The 15090-nt window shown below is 67.4% G+C and carries 13 protein-coding genes; 11 read left to right on the plus strand and 2 right to left on the minus strand.

Going from position 1 to position 15090, the window contains the following annotated elements; genetic code table 11:
* Positions 1-2: 2 nt before the first annotated feature.
* Positions 3-1541: a PLP-dependent aminotransferase family protein gene (locus ACN9MV_RS22935; RefSeq protein ID WP_093080746.1), complete on the minus strand. Its 1539-nt coding sequence runs from the start codon at positions 1539-1541 to the stop codon at positions 3-5.
* Positions 1542-1678: 137 nt separating this feature from the next.
* Between ACN9MV_RS22935 and ACN9MV_RS22940 the strand changes: the two genes are divergently transcribed.
* The 10 genes from ACN9MV_RS22940 to ACN9MV_RS22985 all read left to right on the plus strand — a co-directional run bounded on the left by ACN9MV_RS22940 (position 1679) and on the right by ACN9MV_RS22985 (position 12554).
* Entirely contained in the window at positions 1679-2074 is a 396-nt protein-coding gene (locus ACN9MV_RS22940) for a nuclear transport factor 2 family protein (protein WP_426389635.1), read from the plus strand.
* 62 nt (positions 2075-2136) lie between these two features.
* Positions 2137-3627 (plus strand): NAD(P)/FAD-dependent oxidoreductase, encoded by a 1491-nt coding sequence (locus tag ACN9MV_RS22945; protein ID WP_097198561.1) that lies wholly within the window; start codon positions 2137-2139, stop codon positions 3625-3627.
* A gap of 197 nt (positions 3628-3824) precedes the next feature.
* On the plus strand, positions 3825-5429 hold the full coding sequence (locus tag ACN9MV_RS22950) for an ABC transporter substrate-binding protein (RefSeq protein WP_426389636.1): 1605 nt from the start codon (positions 3825-3827) through the stop codon (positions 5427-5429).
* A 12-nt stretch (positions 5430-5441) separates the two neighbouring features.
* The gene (locus ACN9MV_RS22955; RefSeq protein ID WP_093058462.1) at positions 5442-6419 is read left to right on the plus strand and encodes an ABC transporter permease; all 978 of its coding nucleotides are present in this window, start codon (positions 5442-5444) and stop codon (positions 6417-6419) included.
* Positions 6416-7333 (plus strand): ABC transporter permease, encoded by a 918-nt coding sequence (locus tag ACN9MV_RS22960; RefSeq protein WP_426389637.1) that lies wholly within the window; start codon positions 6416-6418, stop codon positions 7331-7333. Before ACN9MV_RS22955 ends, ACN9MV_RS22960 begins: the two co-directional genes overlap by 4 nt.
* The gene (locus tag ACN9MV_RS22965) at positions 7333-8379 is read left to right on the plus strand and encodes an ABC transporter ATP-binding protein (RefSeq protein ID WP_426389638.1); all 1047 of its coding nucleotides are present in this window, start codon (positions 7333-7335) and stop codon (positions 8377-8379) included. Before ACN9MV_RS22960 ends, ACN9MV_RS22965 begins: the two co-directional genes overlap by 1 nt.
* Complete coding sequence (locus ACN9MV_RS22970; protein ID WP_426389639.1) at positions 8376-9413, plus strand: ABC transporter ATP-binding protein; 1038 nt, start codon at positions 8376-8378, stop codon at positions 9411-9413. The genes ACN9MV_RS22965 and ACN9MV_RS22970 overlap by 4 nt, the downstream gene beginning before the upstream one ends.
* A complete protein-coding gene (locus ACN9MV_RS22975; protein ID WP_426389640.1) occupies positions 9410-11086 on the plus strand; it encodes an amidohydrolase in 1677 nt (558 codons plus the stop codon). Before ACN9MV_RS22970 ends, ACN9MV_RS22975 begins: the two co-directional genes overlap by 4 nt.
* 7 nt (positions 11087-11093) lie before the next feature.
* Positions 11094-12041, plus strand: coding sequence for a CobW family GTP-binding protein (locus tag ACN9MV_RS22980; RefSeq protein WP_093058466.1), 948 nt, complete (start codon positions 11094-11096; stop codon positions 12039-12041).
* A 51-nt stretch (positions 12042-12092) separates the two neighbouring features.
* Positions 12093-12554 (plus strand): GNAT family N-acetyltransferase, encoded by a 462-nt coding sequence (locus ACN9MV_RS22985; protein ID WP_093080889.1) that lies wholly within the window; start codon positions 12093-12095, stop codon positions 12552-12554.
* Positions 12555-12579: 25 nt separating this feature from the next.
* Here the strand turns inward: ACN9MV_RS22985 and ACN9MV_RS22990 are convergent, their stop codons facing one another.
* The gene (locus tag ACN9MV_RS22990) at positions 12580-12921 is read right to left on the minus strand and encodes a hypothetical protein (protein ID WP_093058531.1); all 342 of its coding nucleotides are present in this window, start codon (positions 12919-12921) and stop codon (positions 12580-12582) included.
* Positions 12922-13166: 245 nt separating this feature from the next.
* Between ACN9MV_RS22990 and ACN9MV_RS22995 the strand changes: the two genes are divergently transcribed.
* Positions 13167-15068: a GspE/PulE family protein gene (locus ACN9MV_RS22995; RefSeq protein WP_426389642.1), complete on the plus strand. Its 1902-nt coding sequence runs from the start codon at positions 13167-13169 to the stop codon at positions 15066-15068.
* Positions 15069-15090: the final 22 nt, after the last annotated feature.

A 15090-nucleotide genomic window follows, 5' to 3' on the forward strand; every position in this document is an offset into this window, starting at 1 on the left:
GGTCAATGGGTCCGGCCGCCCGCCGGCCGCTTCTCTCCGCGCGCCAAAGCCAGTTCTTCCACCGCTATTCCCAGAGCCCGGATCCCCGCCGGAATCTGCGAGGCCGCAATCGAAGACAGGCGCAGCCGGAAGAAGGGGCACGGATAAGGCGGCTTGGCAAAGAACACATCGCCCGCCTCGATCAGCACCCCATGGTTGCGCGCCATCAGCGACAGCTCCGTGGCATCTACCCACGTCGGCGCCTGCACCCATATCGAAGCCCCGCCAGAAGGCAGCCGGAACTCGAAATCGGGCAGATGGTCCCGCAGCGCCTGGGCAGCCAGGGCAAGCCGCTCCTGCATCGCGTGGTTCACCCGCCGCGCATGCGACTCGTGGTGCCCCAGCGAGAGAAACAGCGCATACGCATGCTGAAGGAAGGCACTCGGGTGCCGCACCATCGCATGCCGGATCACGCGCAGCTCCTTGATGAGCGCACGCGGCGCCACGATAAAGCCCAGCCGCAAGGCAGGCGACAGGCTCTTCGACACCGACCCCACGTAGATCACCCGCCCCGTCTTGTCCAGGCTCTTGAGCGCGGGCATGGGCGTGCCTTCGTACAGGTTCTCCGCTTCGTAGTCGTCCTCGATGATCACGAAGTCCTGCAACTCGGCCTTGCGCAGCAACCACTGGCGCCGTTCGAGGCTCAGCGTTGCGGTGGTGGGGCTCTGGTGCGAAGGCGTGACGAACAAGTAGTCCGCCGCCGGTAGCGCATCGACCACCAGCCCGTCTTCGTCGACATCCACCTCCACCCACTTGGGCTGCCGCAGCGAGAAGCTGTTGCGTGCATGTGGATGCCCCGGCTCCTCCAGCCCCACGCGCGTCTGCTCGTCGAACAGCGCCTCGGCCAGCAGGTAGTAGGCATGCTGCGCGCCCATGGTCACGAGGATTTCTTCCTTGAGCGCGAACACGCCGCGCTTGGGCAAGAGGCGCGTGCGGATCTGCTCGATCAGGTCGGGCACGTCGTCGGTTTCGAAGTCGGGCGTCCAGTGCGGCAGCTGCGAGCGCGCCAGGCTGCGCGCGCAGCACTCGCGGAAGTCTTCTGTGGGAAAGAGCTGCGGGTCGTAGTTGCCGTAGACAAAAGGGTACGGATAGTCGCGCCACCGGTCGGGCTTCGACAACGTTGGCTTGTCGACCAGCGAGCGCAGCACGCGACCCGACCAGTCGGGCGGCTGGCTCGCCTGCCCACTGCGCCCGACCAGCGGCTCCGCATGAACGGCTGAAAGCGGACGGGCATCGTGCGCCACGAACACCCCGCTGCGCGGACGCGCCTCCAGAAAGCCTTCGTCAATGAGCTGCAGGTACGCCGAGGTAACGGTATTGCGGCTCAGCCCCAGCAACGCCGCAAGCTCGCGCGACGAGGGCAGCGGCGCACCGGGCGCCAGGTGCTCTTCAAGAATGGCCTGCACCACGGCGGCGCGCAAACGGGCCTGCAGCGGCAGCGCCGGTTGATCGGGCAGCGCGAAGAGCTGCGCCCACTGGGTGGCTCGCGGATTCGGGGGCATGGTGCGCCGCAGTTTAGGGCAGTGCACGCGGTTCGTGGTGCTCTGGCTCGGTCGAATCCTCCCAACTGGCCCTATCGCGCCGGCAGGCGGCTGCCTACTCTTGCCGCATCAATTTCCGGAGTTCCCGCGTGACCGCAATGCCTTCCACTTCTGTGACCACCGACACCCTTGCCGCCTTCAGCGACGCCTGGAACCGCCACGACATCGACGCCCTCATGAGCTTCATGACGCCCGACTGCATCTTCCAGACCGCCGCCGGCCCCGACGCCTGCGGCACCCGCCACGTTGGCACCGAGGCGGTGCGCAAGGCCTTTGCCGCAGCATGGCAAGCCGTGCCCGACGCGCAATGGATCAACGGCCAGCACTTCGTGCATGGCGACTTCGGCACCTCGCAGTGGACCTTCACCGGCACCGCCGCCGACGGCAGCCGCATCGAGACCGACGGCATCGACGTCTTCACCTTCAAGGGCGGAAAGATCCACCTGAAGAACGTGTTCCGCAAGGCACGCCCGAACCTGCCCGCCGCGAAGTAGGCAAGCACGCCTCGGCCCACTTCTTTCCGGCCCTCTTCTTTCCCCTTCTCCTGGAGCCCTTCATGACCATGACAGGCACCGTGCAGTTCGCCTCCGCCACGGCCACCGCCAGCGCGGCCATCGACGCCGCAGCGTTCGAGCAGCAGCCGCCGCAGGCCCCTTTCCGCCCCTACGACCCGCAGTACGACCCGCTGCGCGCGCCCGACCCCGGCGCCGGCCGCGCCTACGCACCCACCTGGTGGGTGGCCAGCGCCGGCGAGCCGCCGGAAGACGACGGCCCGCTGCTGCGCGACATCGATGTAGACGTGGCCATCATCGGCTCGGGCGCCACCGGCATGTCGACCGCGCTCTACCTCGCGCAGGAGCACGGCATCCGCGCCACCGTGCTCGAAGCCAACCAGGCCGCATGGGGTTGCTCCAGCCGCAGCGGCGGCCAGGGCCAGAACGCGAGCGGCCGGCTCAAGCGATCGCAGTGGATCGAACGCTGGGGCCTCGACACCGCCAAGCGGCTCGACGCCGAGATCCGCAGCGGCTTCGAGAACTTCCGCCACCTCACCACGCAGATCGACTGCGACGCCTACGACGGCGGCCACCTCTACCTCGCACACCGCCCTGAAAAGCTCGCCGGCCTCGACGCCGAGGCACGGCTCATGCGCGAGAAGTTCGGCTACGCCACCCGCATGATGAGCGCCGAGGAAGTGCGCCACGACTACTGCGACGAGCGCGAGACCGTCGGCGCGATGTACGAGGCCGAGGGCGTGGGCATCCACCCGCTGAAGTTCACCTTCGGCCTGATGCGGCGCGCCCGCGCGCTGGGCGTGACGGTGCACACATCCAGCCCCGTGCAAGGCTGGCAGACCATCGACGGCGTGCACCACCTGCAGACGCCCGCCGGCGTGGTGCGCGCGCGCCGCGTGGCGGTGTGCACCGGCGGCTACACGGGGCAGGCGCTCAACCCGCTGCTGAAGAACCGGATCATGCCGATCCTGTCGAACTCGGTGGTCACGCGCCCGCTCACCGATGCCGAGCTGCAAGCCACCAACTTCAAGTCGCAGACCTTCCTGACCGACACGCGCACGCTGCGCTTCTACTACCGGCTGCTCAAGGGCAACCGGCTGCAGATCGGCAGCCGCAGCGCCGTGAGCGGCGCCGACGCCGAAGGCCCGGTGCACCTGAAGCTGCTCACCGACGCCATCGCGCGCAAGTTCCCGCCGCTGGCGGGCATCCGCATCGACTACTCGTGGTGGGGCTGGGTCGACATGAGCCACGACATGATGCCGCGCATCACGCAGCCCGATGCCGGCAAGAAGATCTGGTACGCGGTGGGCTACGGCGGCAACGGCGTGTCGTTCTCGACCTGGGCGGGCAAGCGGCTGGCCGAGCGCGTGGCGGGCAAGGACTCGGGCAAGGACGTGTTCGAGCTGCCCATCTACCGCTCGCCGCTGCCCTTTCCCAACGTGCTGGGGGTGGTCGAGTCGCGCGCGTTCGCGCCGTTCCGGCGCATCGGGCAGCGCATGCTCTACAAGTGGTACTGGCTGCGCGACGAGAAGTAGGCGCACCGCCTGCGCGCATTCACCGAAGTGGCGCACGCCCTGCTGCACAACGGGGCAAACCCGCCCCTTCTGGCCCTGTGAGTCGTGCCACGTTGGCTCTTCGCCGGTGTGTACCAAGCGCCTATCTTCGACACAAGGTCTTCGCGTTGGCGTTGGCCGAATCCGATTGCCTGTGTCGAACTCTCCGAGGTCTTGTCATGCAGCTCCCGCTTTCTCTTTTCACGCGCCGCACCACACTGCTTTCCGCCGCGCTCCTGGCCGCGAGCGCCCTGCTTCCGCTGCCCGCCTCCGCGGCCGACGAGCCCAAGCGCGGCGGCACGCTGGTCATCGGCAGCACGCAGACGCCCCGGCACCTGAACGGCGCGGTGCAGTCGGGCATTGCCACCGCCCTGCCCTCGACGCAGATCTTTGCGAGCCCGCTGCGCTTCGACGACAAGTGGAATCCGCAGCCCTACCTGGCCGAGTCGTGGAAGCTGGCCGACGACGGCAAGTCGCTCACGCTCAAGCTGCGCAAAGATGCCGTGTTCCATGACGGCAAGCCCGTCACCTCGGCCGACGTGGCCTTCTCCATCATGGCCATCAAGGCCAACCACCCGTTCACCACCATGCTCGGCCCGGTCGAGAAGGTGGAAACGCCCGATGCGTACACGGCCATCATCCGCATGAGCGTGCCGCACCCGGCCATCGTGCTGGCAATGTCGCCGGCGCTGTGCCCCATTCTTCCCAAGCACATCTACGGCGACGGGCAAGACCTGAAGAACCACCCGCGCAACACCACCGACGTGATCGGCTCGGGCCCCTTCCGCGTGACCGAGTTCAAGCCAGCGCAGCGCATCGTGCTGGAGCGCTTCGACAAGTTCTTCCTGCCCGGCAAGCCCTATCTCGACAAGATCATCGTCAACGTCACGCCCGACATGGCGAGCCTGGTGCTCGGGCTGGAGCGCGGCGACATCCAGATGCTGCCCTTCGCCACGCTGCCCACCGACCTGAAGCGCTTCGCGAACGACCCCAGGGTGTCGCTCACGCCCAAGGGCTACGACGGCATCGGCCCGCTCAACTGGCTGGCCTTCAACACTGCGAAGAAGCCGTTGTCGGACGTGCAGGTGCGCAAGGCCATCGCCACGTCCATCGACAAGAACTTCATCACCAAGGCGCTGATGGGCGGCTTTGCCACCGTGTCCGACGGCCCGCTGGTGGCCAGCAGCCCCTTTGCCGTGCCCGACCTCGTGCGCTACCCGCTCGACCTGAAGAAGGCCGGCGAAATGCTCGACGCCGCGGGCTACAAGGCAGGCGCGGGCGGCGAGCGCTTCAAGCTCACCATCGACTACCTGCCCGGCGGCGACGACCAGCAGAAGAACGTGGCCGAGTACATCCGCGGCCAGCTCAAGAAAGTGGGCATCACGGTGGAGGTGCGCGCCTCGGCCGACTTCCCGGCCTGGGCCAAGCGCCTGGCCTCGCACGACTTCGACATGTCGATGGACGCGGTGTTCAACTGGGGCGACCCGATCATCGGCGTGCACCGCACCTACCTGTCGACCAACATCAAGCCCATTGTGTGGACCAACACGCAGTCGTACGCCAACCCGAAGGTCGACGAACTGCTCAACACCGCAGGCGGCCTGATCGACCCGACGCAGCGCAAGGCCTACTACGCGATCTTCCAGAAGATCGTGACCGACGAGCTGCCCATCGAGTTCATCAACCAGGTGCCGTACCACACCATCACCAGCAAGAAGGTGGGCAACGTGCCGACCACCATCTGGGGGCCGCTGTCGCCGCTCGACGAGGTGTACATCAAGTAAGGCGGGCACGACATGGGCACGCTTCGCTACACCGCCTCGCGACTGCTCCAGGCCCTGGGCCTGGTGCTCGCGGTGGTGGTGCTCAATTTCGTGCTGGTGCACGCGGCGCCGGGCGACCCGGTGGAAACCATTGCCGGCGCCAGCGGCGGCATGTCGCCCGAGCTGATGGCGCAGCTGCGCACGCAGTACGGGCTCGACAAGTCGCTGCCGGTACAGCTCGGCGTGTACCTGGGCAAGGTGGCGCAGGGCGACCTGGGCTACTCGTACTTCTTCAACCTGCCGGTGACGAGCATGATCGCCGAGCGCGTACCGGCCACGCTGCTGCTGGTGCTCAGCTCGGTGCTGCTGGCCTTCTTCGTGGGCACTGCGCTGGGCGTGCTGTCGTCGCGCAGGCCGAACGGGTTGCTCTCGCAGTTCATCACCGTGCTGTCGCTGGTGGGCTTCGCCGCGCCGGTGTTCTGGCTGGGGATCATGCTGGTGATCCTGCTGGCATCGGTGTTTCCGATTCTTCCTGTCGCGGGCATGCGCTCCATCGACTCGACGGGCACCGGCGGCTTCGCGGACATGCTCGACGTGGCACAGCACCTGGTGCTGCCCACGCTCACGCTGAGCCTGGTGTATCTCGCGCAGTACAGCCGGCTTGCGCGCTCGTCGATGCTCGACGTGCTGGGCTCCGACTTCATCCGCACCGCTCGCGCAAAAGGGCTGGCCGACCGCGTGGTGCTCTACAAGCATGCGCTGCGCAACGCACTGCTGCCGGTGGTCACGGTGCTGGGGCTGCAGTTCGGCAACGTGCTGGCCGGCGCCATTCTGGTGGAGACGGTGTTCAACTGGCCGGGCCTCGGCCGGCTGGCCTTCGAGTCGGTGCTGCGGCGCGACTACCCGACCATTCTCGGCGTGCTGCTGTTCTCTTCCATCGTGGTGGTGGTGATGAACCAGCTCACCGACCTGTGCTACCGCTTCATCGATCCACGGATCAAGGCCTCATGAGCAAGGTGATCACGATGCCTACCGCTGCTGCTGCCGCATCTTCCAAGGCCCAGGCAAAACCCGCCATGCGCATCGAGCACCCGGGTGTGGAGGCGATGCGCATGTTCCTGCGCAACCCTGCCGCCATCGCCGGCATGGCGATGCTGCTGGTCGTGCTGCTCGTGGCCATTGCCGGGCCATGGGTCTACCCGGCCGACCCGTTCGAGATCAAGGCCGCGCCGCTCACGCCGCCCTTCAGCGAAGACGCCTGGCTCGGCAGCGACTACCTGGGCCGCGACGTGCTCACCGCGCTGATCTACGGCGGGCGCGCCACGCTGCTGGTGGGTGCGGTGGCCGCGTTGCTCTCGGTGCTGATCGGCATCACGCTCGGCGCCTTCGCGGGCTACTACGGCGGCAAGGTCGATTCTGCGCTGATGAAGCTGACCGAGTTCTTCCAGGTGCTGCCCGCGCTGCTGTTCGCGATGGTGGTGGTAACGCTGTTCTCGCCCACGCTGGTAACGGTGACGCTGGCCATCGGCATCGTGAGCTGGACCGGCACCGCGCGGCTCACGCGTGCTGAGTTCATGAAATTTCGCGGGCTGGAGTTCGTGCGGGCCGAGCGTGCCATCGGCGCACGCGACGCTCGCATCATCTGGAAAGTGATCTTGCCCAACGCGCTGCCGCCGCTGGTGGTGTCGGCCACGCTGGCCATCGGCGCTGCGATTCTGTTCGAGGCGGGCCTGTCCTTCCTCGGGCTGGGTGATCCGAACCAGATGAGCTGGGGGTTGATGATCGGCTCCAGTCGGCAGTACGTGCTTTCGTGCTGGTGGGCCGTGGCCTTTCCCGGTGCGGCGATCTTCGTCACCGTACTGGCCGTGAGCCTGATCGGCGACGGCCTGAACGACGCCCTCAACCCCAAGCTGAGGGAACGCTGATGACGAACGACGACGCACTGCTGCGCGTGCAGGACTTGCACGTCGAGTTCAAGACAAGGCGAGGCCAGGCGCTGGTGCTCAACGGGGTCGACTTCGAGATCCGCGCCGGCGAAACGCTGTGCGTGGTCGGCGAATCGGGCTGCGGAAAGAGCATGACGGCACTGGCGCTGCTGCGGCTCATTCCCTCGCCGCCGGGCCGCATCCGCGACGGCCGGGTGCTGTTCCAGGGCGAAGACCTGGTGCAGGCCACCGATGCACGTATGCGCGAGGTGCGCGGCAACCGCATCTCGATGATCTTCCAGGAGCCGATGACATCGCTGAACCCGGTGTTCACCGTGGGCGACCAGATCGGCGAATCGCTGCAGCTGCATGCCGGCATGAACGCGCGTGCGGCGAGGCAGCGCGCCATCGAGATGCTGCAGCAGGTGGGCATTCCTGCGCCCGAGCGGCGCGTGGACGAGTACCCGCACCAGCTCTCCGGCGGCATGCGCCAGCGCGTGATGATCGCGATGGCGCTGGCCTGTCGCCCCGACATCCTCATTGCCGACGAACCCACCACTGCGCTCGACGTGACGGTACAGGCGCAGATCTTCGACCTGCTGCGCGAACTGCAGCGCGAGAAGGGCACGGCCATCATGCTCATCACGCACGACATGGGCGCGGTCGCCGAGATGGCCGACCGCGTGATGGTGATGTACGCGGGCCGCGTCATCGAACAAGGCACAACCGAGCAGGTGCTGTCGGAGCCCGGCCACCCCTACACGCGCGGGCTGATCGATTGCCTGCCCGAGCTCGGCAGCAGCGCAGCGTACGACGACGATGCGCGTGAAGACCTGGCCGAGATCGCGGGCGTGGTGCCTTCGATCTGGGAGCTGGGCACGGGCTGCGCCTTTCGAGAACGCTGCCCGCGCGCGATGGCACGCTGCGCCTCCGAAGTGCCGCCGATGTTCGCGATGCACGGCAATGCGGCCGCTGGCGTGCCGCACGGCGCGGCCTGCTGGCTGCATGCCGAAGCGCTCGACCAACGCGAAAGAGAGGCCGCATGACATTCATCGGCAAGACCGACACGCTGCTTTCGGTCGATGACCTGAAAGTGCACTTTCCGCGCGGCAAGGCCGGCTGGGGCCGCACGCCCGAGGTGGTGAAGGCGGTGGATGGCGTCTCCTTCGAGGTGCGGCGCGGCAGCACGCTCGCGGTGGTCGGCGAATCGGGCTCGGGCAAGACCACGACCGCGCTGGCGGTGATGCGGCTGTCGCCCGTTACCTCGGGCCGCATGCGGCTTGGCGACACCGACCTGGGCGCGCTGCAGGGCGAAGCATTGCGGCAGGCGCGCACGCGCATGCAGATCATTTTTCAGGACCCGTTCTCCTCGCTCAATCCGCGCGAGAGGGCTGGTGCAGCGGTGCGCGCGCCGCTCGACCTGATGCGGGTGGGCACTCCGGAAGAACGCACGCGCCGTGTGGCAGAGCTGTTCGAGGCGGTGGGCCTGCGGCCCGAGCAGCAGCACCTGTTTCCGCACCAGTTCTCGGGCGGGCAGCGCCAGCGCATCAACATTGCGCGAGCGCTGGCCACCAACCCGGAGCTGGTGGTGTGCGACGAACCTGTGTCGGCACTCGACATCGCCATTCGCGCGCAAATACTGAACCTGCTCGCACGACTGCAACGCGAGCTGGGCCTGACCTATCTCTTCATCTCGCACGACATGGCGGTGGTGGAGCACATCTGCGACGACATCGCGGTGATGTACCTCGGCCAGATCGTCGAGCGCGCGCCGCGGCGCAGTTTCTTCGCGCGGCCGCTGCATCCGTACAGCGTGGCACTGATGTCGGCCGTGCCCACGGTGAGCGGCGGGCGGCGGCGCGCGGCGAACCGCATCAAGCTCAGCGGAGATCCGCCGAGCCCCATCAACCCGCCGCAGGGCTGCCGCTTTGCCGGCCGCTGCCCCGTGGCGGAGCCGGCCTGCGCGGCCGAGCTGCCGCCGCTGCGCGAAGTCGCGCCCGATCATTGGGTACGCTGCAGGCGCGTCGATGTCGTCGACGGCTTGCCGCGCCCTCCTCTTTCGATCCCCACATCGCCATGAGCACCAGCAACACCACCGTCTACCTCGCCCGCAAGATCATCACCATGAACCCGATGCAGCCGCACGCCACTCACGTGGCGGTGCGCGACGGCCGCGTGCTTGCCGTCGGCGCGCTGGCGGACATTCAGGGCTGGGGCCCCTTCACGCTCGACGAGCGCTTTGCCGGCAAGGTGCTGATGCCCGGCCTCGTCGAAGGCCACTGCCACCTGAAGGAAGGCAGCATGTGGGACTGGACGTACCTCGGCTGGTTCGACCGCCGTGACCCCGAAGGCAAGGTGTGGAACGGCCTGCGGTCCATGGACGAGGTGGTCGCTCGCCTGAGCGAAGTGGCCGCGAAGATGACGGCCGACGGCGTACCCGACACCGAGCCGCTCATCGCCTGGGGGTTCGACCCCATCTACTTCGGCGGCGAGCGCATGACGGTGCAGCACGTCGACCGTGCGAGCAGCACGCGGCCCATCGTCATCGGCCATGCCAACGGGCACCTGATGAACGTCAACAGTGCGATGTTGAACATCGCCGAGATCACGCGCGACAACGAGGTCGAAGGCGTGGTCAAGTTCGCGAGTGGCACCAGCGAAGGCGAGCCCACCGGTGAACTGCAGGAGCCGGCTGCCATGTTTCTTGTGCTGCGCAAGATCGGCAACGCCGGCCTGCTCGCGCCGATGACCGAAGCGGGCGTGCGCTCTTTCGCCCGGCTGGCCTGCCTGCAGGGCGTGACCACCGCGACCGACCTCGTCAACAAGCTCACGCCTGAAGACTGCGGCGTGCTGGAGACGGTGACGCAGGACGACGGCTTCGGCGTGCGCATATTGCCCGCGTTCCAGGCCTTCCACGGCACGCATGGCGCCGCGCAGGGCGCGGAGCACGTGAAGGCGCTGGTGCCGCGCAACACCGACCGCCTGCGCTACGGCCTCGTGAAGATGATGCTCGACGGCTCCATCCAGGGCTTCTCGGCGCGGCTGCGCTGGCCGGGGCATTTCAACGGCGCACCCAACGGCATCTGGGTGACCGCGCCCGCGCAGTACGAGGCCGACTTCGAGACCTATCACCGCGCCGGGCTCACCATCCACACTCACACCAACGGCGACGAGGCCAGCGAGGTGGCCATCGACGCCATCGGCCGCGTGCTCGCGCGCGCCCCGCGCCCCGACCACCGCCACACGCTGCAGCATGGCCAGATGATCGACGCGCCGCTGTTCCGCCGCATGGCATCGCTGGGCCTGTGCGCCAACCTGTTCGCCAACCACATCTGGTACTGGGGCGACCAGCACTACGAAATGACCATGGGCCCCGACCGCGCGAACCGGCTCGACGCCTGCGGCAGCGCGCTGGCGGCGGGCGTGCCGCTGGCCATCCACTCCGATGCGCCCGTCACGCCGCTCGGGCCGCTCTTCACCGCATGGTGCGCCGTGAACCGCATCACGCCCAAGGGCCGGCTGCTGGGCGAGGCCGAGCGCATCAGCGTGCCGCAGGCACTGCGCGCCATCACGCTCGGTGCGGCGTGGACGCTGAGGCTCGACGGCGAGATCGGCAGCATCGAATGCGGCAAGCGCGCCGACTTCTGCGTGCTGGAAGACGATCCGCTGGAGATGGATCCGATGGCGCTGAAGGACGCGCGCGTGTGGGGCACGGTGCTGTCGGGCCGCGTGTTCGAGGCGCAAAGGGCTTGAAGGCCACATGACGCCGAAGAAGAAGCGCCTGCCGCTCACCGTCATCGGCGGCTTCCTGGGCGCGGGCAAGACCACGCTGCTCAACCGCTGGCTGCGCGAGGCGAACGGCCTGCGCATGGCGGTGCTGGTGAACGACTTCGGCGCCCTCAACATCGACGCCGGACTGATCGCTGCCACGCACGGCGACACCACCGCGCTGACCAACGGCTGCGTGTGCTGCCAGATCGGCGACGACCTCGGGCGGGCACTGGTGGACGTGATCGAAGCGAAGACGCCGTTCGACGCGGTGGTGATCGAGGCCAGCGGCGTGTCAGACCCGTGGCGCATCGCGCAGATCGGCATGGCCGCGCCGGAGCTGAGCCTCGAAGGCGTGATCGTGCTGGTGGATGCGAGTGCGGTGGCGCAGCAGTCGGCAGACCCGCTGCTGGCCGACACGCTGGTGCGGCAGCTGAAGTCGGCCGACCTCGTGGTGGTGAACAAGGCCGACCTTGCGTCCGCCGAGGCGCTCGCTGCGGCCAGAGCGTGGGTCGGTGCGACGGCGCCGGGCACGCCATGCATCGAGACGACGGAATCGGCGGTGCCGCTGGCGCTGCTGTCGGGGCTGCCGCATGCGGATGTGGCTCCGCATGTCTGCGGTCATGACTGTCACGATCACCACGGTCATGACAACCCCGATCACGGATCGTTGTTCCAGACGTGGAGCGCGCTGCCCCAAGCCGCGATTCCCGCCGCCACGCTGCGCGCCTGGCTGCGCGAGGTGCCGCCGGGTGTCTTGCGGCTCAAGGGCTTGCTGCGCACTGGCGACGGCGAATGGTCGGAGGTGCAGTTCGCCGGCCGTCACGGCAGCTTGCGCAAGGCCGCGCCGCCCGCCGATGACACGCGCCCCGGCGTTGTCGCCATCGGCCTGCGCGGGCAGTTGCCTGAAGAAGCGCTGAAGGAGTTCTTCGCGCCCTGAGCCGGGTCATGTTGCAATCGCATGTCTTTCAACGTGCAGACCACCGACGCCATGACCTCCTCCCTCCTGATTCGCCCGCCGACGCCGCAAGACTACGCGGCATGGAAGCCGCTCTGGGATGGCTACAACGCCTTCTATGGACGCGAGGGTGCGACCGCGCTCGCCGATGAAATCACGCAAGCCACCTGGCAGCGCTTCTTCGATGCCTACGAGCCGGTGCACGCGCTGGTCGCCGAGCGAGATGGCCAGCTGGTCGGGCTCACGCACTACCTCTTTCACCGCAGCACCACGCGCCTGGAGCCGACCTGCTATCTGCAGGACCTGTTCACGCTGCCGTCAGAGCGTGGGCGTGGCGTTGGCCGCCAGCTCATCCAGGGCGTGTACGAGCGCGCAAAGGATGCAGGCGTGCATCGCGTGTACTGGCAGACGCACGTGACCAACACAGCCGGCCGCACGCTCTACGACAAGGTCGCGACGCACGATGGGTTCATCGTGTACGGCACGCTGGTCTGAGCCCGTGGGGCCTTCGGTACCCGACTCAGTACTTGATGGTGACGCCGGCCTTCACGCCGTTGTTGTTCTTGCCGTCCGACGACAACCCGCCCGAGAGCGACAGATTGCCGCCGGTGCTTCCGCCCAGCGAGTAAGTAGGCCGTGGCATGGAGGTGTCGGTACCGATGTAAGTGCCGCTGCCATCGGGCCGCAGCACGCCGACCGTGCCCCCCTTGACGGTGGCCGATGTCTCGGTCGGGTTGACGTTGGGCGCGACGTAGACGGAGCCCTTCTCGTCGCTGTCGACGGGCACCTTGACGGGCTCGGCCTGTGTGGAAGCGCCGAGCGCGCTCAGCCCCAGGGTCGTTGCAAGGATCAATTGACGCATCGCGGCCATGTTTGGGCAGATGGCGGGCAATCCGCGTAGGACTAAAGGAGATTCGGGGTGCGAACCACGGCCGAGAAGGTGTCGCCCCCGGCGAGGGGCGGGCGAAGCGACACGAAGTGCGCGAAGCCTTGGGGGGCATTTCATTACAGCATTGAGAACTTGTGTACTCAAGGGTCAAGCTGGTGGCAAGTGCATCGATCACGCTCTACGATTGCCTGTCCGCAATCCAGACAGGAGATCGCCCCATGCCCCCCATCGAAGTCGTCATGCCCGAGCAGTTGCATAGCGCGCTCGAAGCCCAGAGCCGCACACCGATCGCACGCATCGGCGAAGCGCTGACATCGCTGGGCATGATCACCGACGAGCAGCTTCGCGCGGGGCTGGCGCAGCAAAAGCTGGAGCCCACCGTGCCGCTGGGCGAGACGCTGGTGCGCATGGGCGTAGTGAGCCGCGGCCAGCTGCAGACCGCGCTGGTGCGCAAGATGGGCTACCCCCTCGTCAACCTGCATCTGTTTCCCGCTGCTGCCGAGGCGTTGCGCAAGCTCCCGTATGCGGTGTCGCGCCGCCTGCAGGTGATGCCGCTGATGCTGCACGAAGGGCGCCTCGTCGTAGCGATCGACGACCCGACCAGCCGGCATTCGGCCCTCGACGAAGTGGAGTTCATCGCCCAGATGAAGGTCACGCCGGTCGTCGGGCAATGCCTCGACCTCGACGGCGTGCTGCGAGCGGTGTACGAAAAGATCGGCGAGCACACGGCCTCCGCTCCCGGCGTCTTCTCGTCCAGCCTCGATCCCAGCCAGCCGCTCGATTTCGACATGGCCGGCACCAGCGAACTGCTGCAGACGCTGGAGAAAGAAGGCCCCGCCGCGCCCACTTCCGACGCGCCGATCGAGCAGTCTGACAACTCCCTTGTGCGCATGATCAACAGCATGATCCTCGAGGCGCATCGCGAGGGCGCGTCGGACATTCACATCGAAAGCTACCCCGGCCAGGAAAAAACCCGCATCCGCTTTCGCCGCGACGGCCTGCTCTACACCTACCTGGAGCTTCCGCCGAGCTACCGTAACGCCATCGTCGCTCGCGTGAAGATCATGTGCGACCTGGACATCAGCGAAAAGCGCAACCCCCAGGACGGGAAGATCAACTTTGCGAAGTACTCGCCGCAGCACCGCATCGAACTGCGCGTGGCGACCATTCCCACCAACAACGGGCTCGAAGACGTGGTGATGCGCATCCTGGCATCGGCCAAGCCCATTCCCATGAGCGAGCTGGGCCTGTCGCCGAACAACCTCGCGCAGCTGACCAAGGCCATCGAGCGTCCCTACGGCATGGTGCTGTGCGTGGGGCCCACGGGCTCGGGCAAGACGACGACGCTGCACTCGGCGCTGATGCACATCAACACGCCGGAGCGAAAGATCTGGACGGCGGAAGACCCGGTCGAAATCACGCAGGCCGGGCTGCGGCAGGTGCAGATCAATCCGCGCATCGACTGGACCTTTGCCAAGGCGCTGCGCGCCTTCGTGCGCGCCGACCCGGACGTGATCATGGTCGGCGAAATCCGCGATGAGGAAACCGCGAAGACCGCCATCGAGGCCTCACTGACCGGCCACCTCGTGCTGTCGACCCTGCACACCAACAGCGCGCCTGAAACCGTGACCCGACTGCTCGACATGGGCATGGACCCGTTCAACTTCGCAGACTCTCTGCTGGCCGTGCTCGCGCAACGGCTGGTACGCCGCCTGTGCAAGCAATGCACCAGCAGCAAGCCCGCAAGCCCCGAGACCGTCGACGAACTGCTGGACGACTACATGCACGCCTTCGGCGCGCAGCAGCACGATGCGGCCCAGCGCCAGGCGGTGCGAAGCGACTGGGTGCAGCGATACGGCCGCGACGGACACCTGCACACCTACACCAGCACCGGCTGCAAGCATTGCGGCGACACCGGCTTCAAGGGGCGCGTGGGCATCCACGAGCTGATGACCATGTCGAAGACGCTGCGCCGCCTGGTGCAGACCGGCGCACGCGCGGAGGAGCTCCAGCAAGCGGCCCTGCAGGAAGGCATGCGCACGCTGCGGCAGGACGGCATCGAGAAGGTGCTGGCCGGTCAGACCACCATCGAGGAAGTGCGCGCCACCAGCAACGTGTAAGAGCGGTAAGGGCGAGCCCGCG

Origin of the sequence: Variovorax sp. R-27 (genome assembly GCF_049913215.1) — a bacterium.
GTDB lineage: Bacteria > Pseudomonadota > Gammaproteobacteria > Burkholderiales > Burkholderiaceae_C > Variovorax.

Coding starts and splice junctions, on each gene's coding strand:
- ACN9MV_RS22935 (WP_093080746.1), bottom strand. CDS start 1,541: ATGCCCCCGAATCCGCGAGCCACCCAGTGGGCGCAGCTCTTCGCGCTG.
- ACN9MV_RS22940 (WP_426389635.1), top strand. CDS start 1,679: ATGCCTTCCACTTCTGTGACCACCGACACCCTTGCCGCCTTCAGCGAC.
- ACN9MV_RS22945 (WP_097198561.1), top strand. CDS start 2,137: ATGACCATGACAGGCACCGTGCAGTTCGCCTCCGCCACGGCCACCGCC.
- ACN9MV_RS22950 (WP_426389636.1), top strand. CDS start 3,825: ATGCAGCTCCCGCTTTCTCTTTTCACGCGCCGCACCACACTGCTTTCC.
- ACN9MV_RS22955 (WP_093058462.1), top strand. CDS start 5,442: ATGGGCACGCTTCGCTACACCGCCTCGCGACTGCTCCAGGCCCTGGGC.
- ACN9MV_RS22960 (WP_426389637.1), top strand. CDS start 6,416: ATGAGCAAGGTGATCACGATGCCTACCGCTGCTGCTGCCGCATCTTCC.
- ACN9MV_RS22965 (WP_426389638.1), top strand. CDS start 7,333: ATGACGAACGACGACGCACTGCTGCGCGTGCAGGACTTGCACGTCGAG.
- ACN9MV_RS22970 (WP_426389639.1), top strand. CDS start 8,376: ATGACATTCATCGGCAAGACCGACACGCTGCTTTCGGTCGATGACCTG.
- ACN9MV_RS22975 (WP_426389640.1), top strand. CDS start 9,410: ATGAGCACCAGCAACACCACCGTCTACCTCGCCCGCAAGATCATCACC.
- ACN9MV_RS22980 (WP_093058466.1), top strand. CDS start 11,094: ATGACGCCGAAGAAGAAGCGCCTGCCGCTCACCGTCATCGGCGGCTTC.
- ACN9MV_RS22985 (WP_093080889.1), top strand. CDS start 12,093: ATGACCTCCTCCCTCCTGATTCGCCCGCCGACGCCGCAAGACTACGCG.
- ACN9MV_RS22990 (WP_093058531.1), bottom strand. CDS start 12,921: ATGCGTCAATTGATCCTTGCAACGACCCTGGGGCTGAGCGCGCTCGGC.
- ACN9MV_RS22995 (WP_426389642.1), top strand. CDS start 13,167: ATGCCCCCCATCGAAGTCGTCATGCCCGAGCAGTTGCATAGCGCGCTC.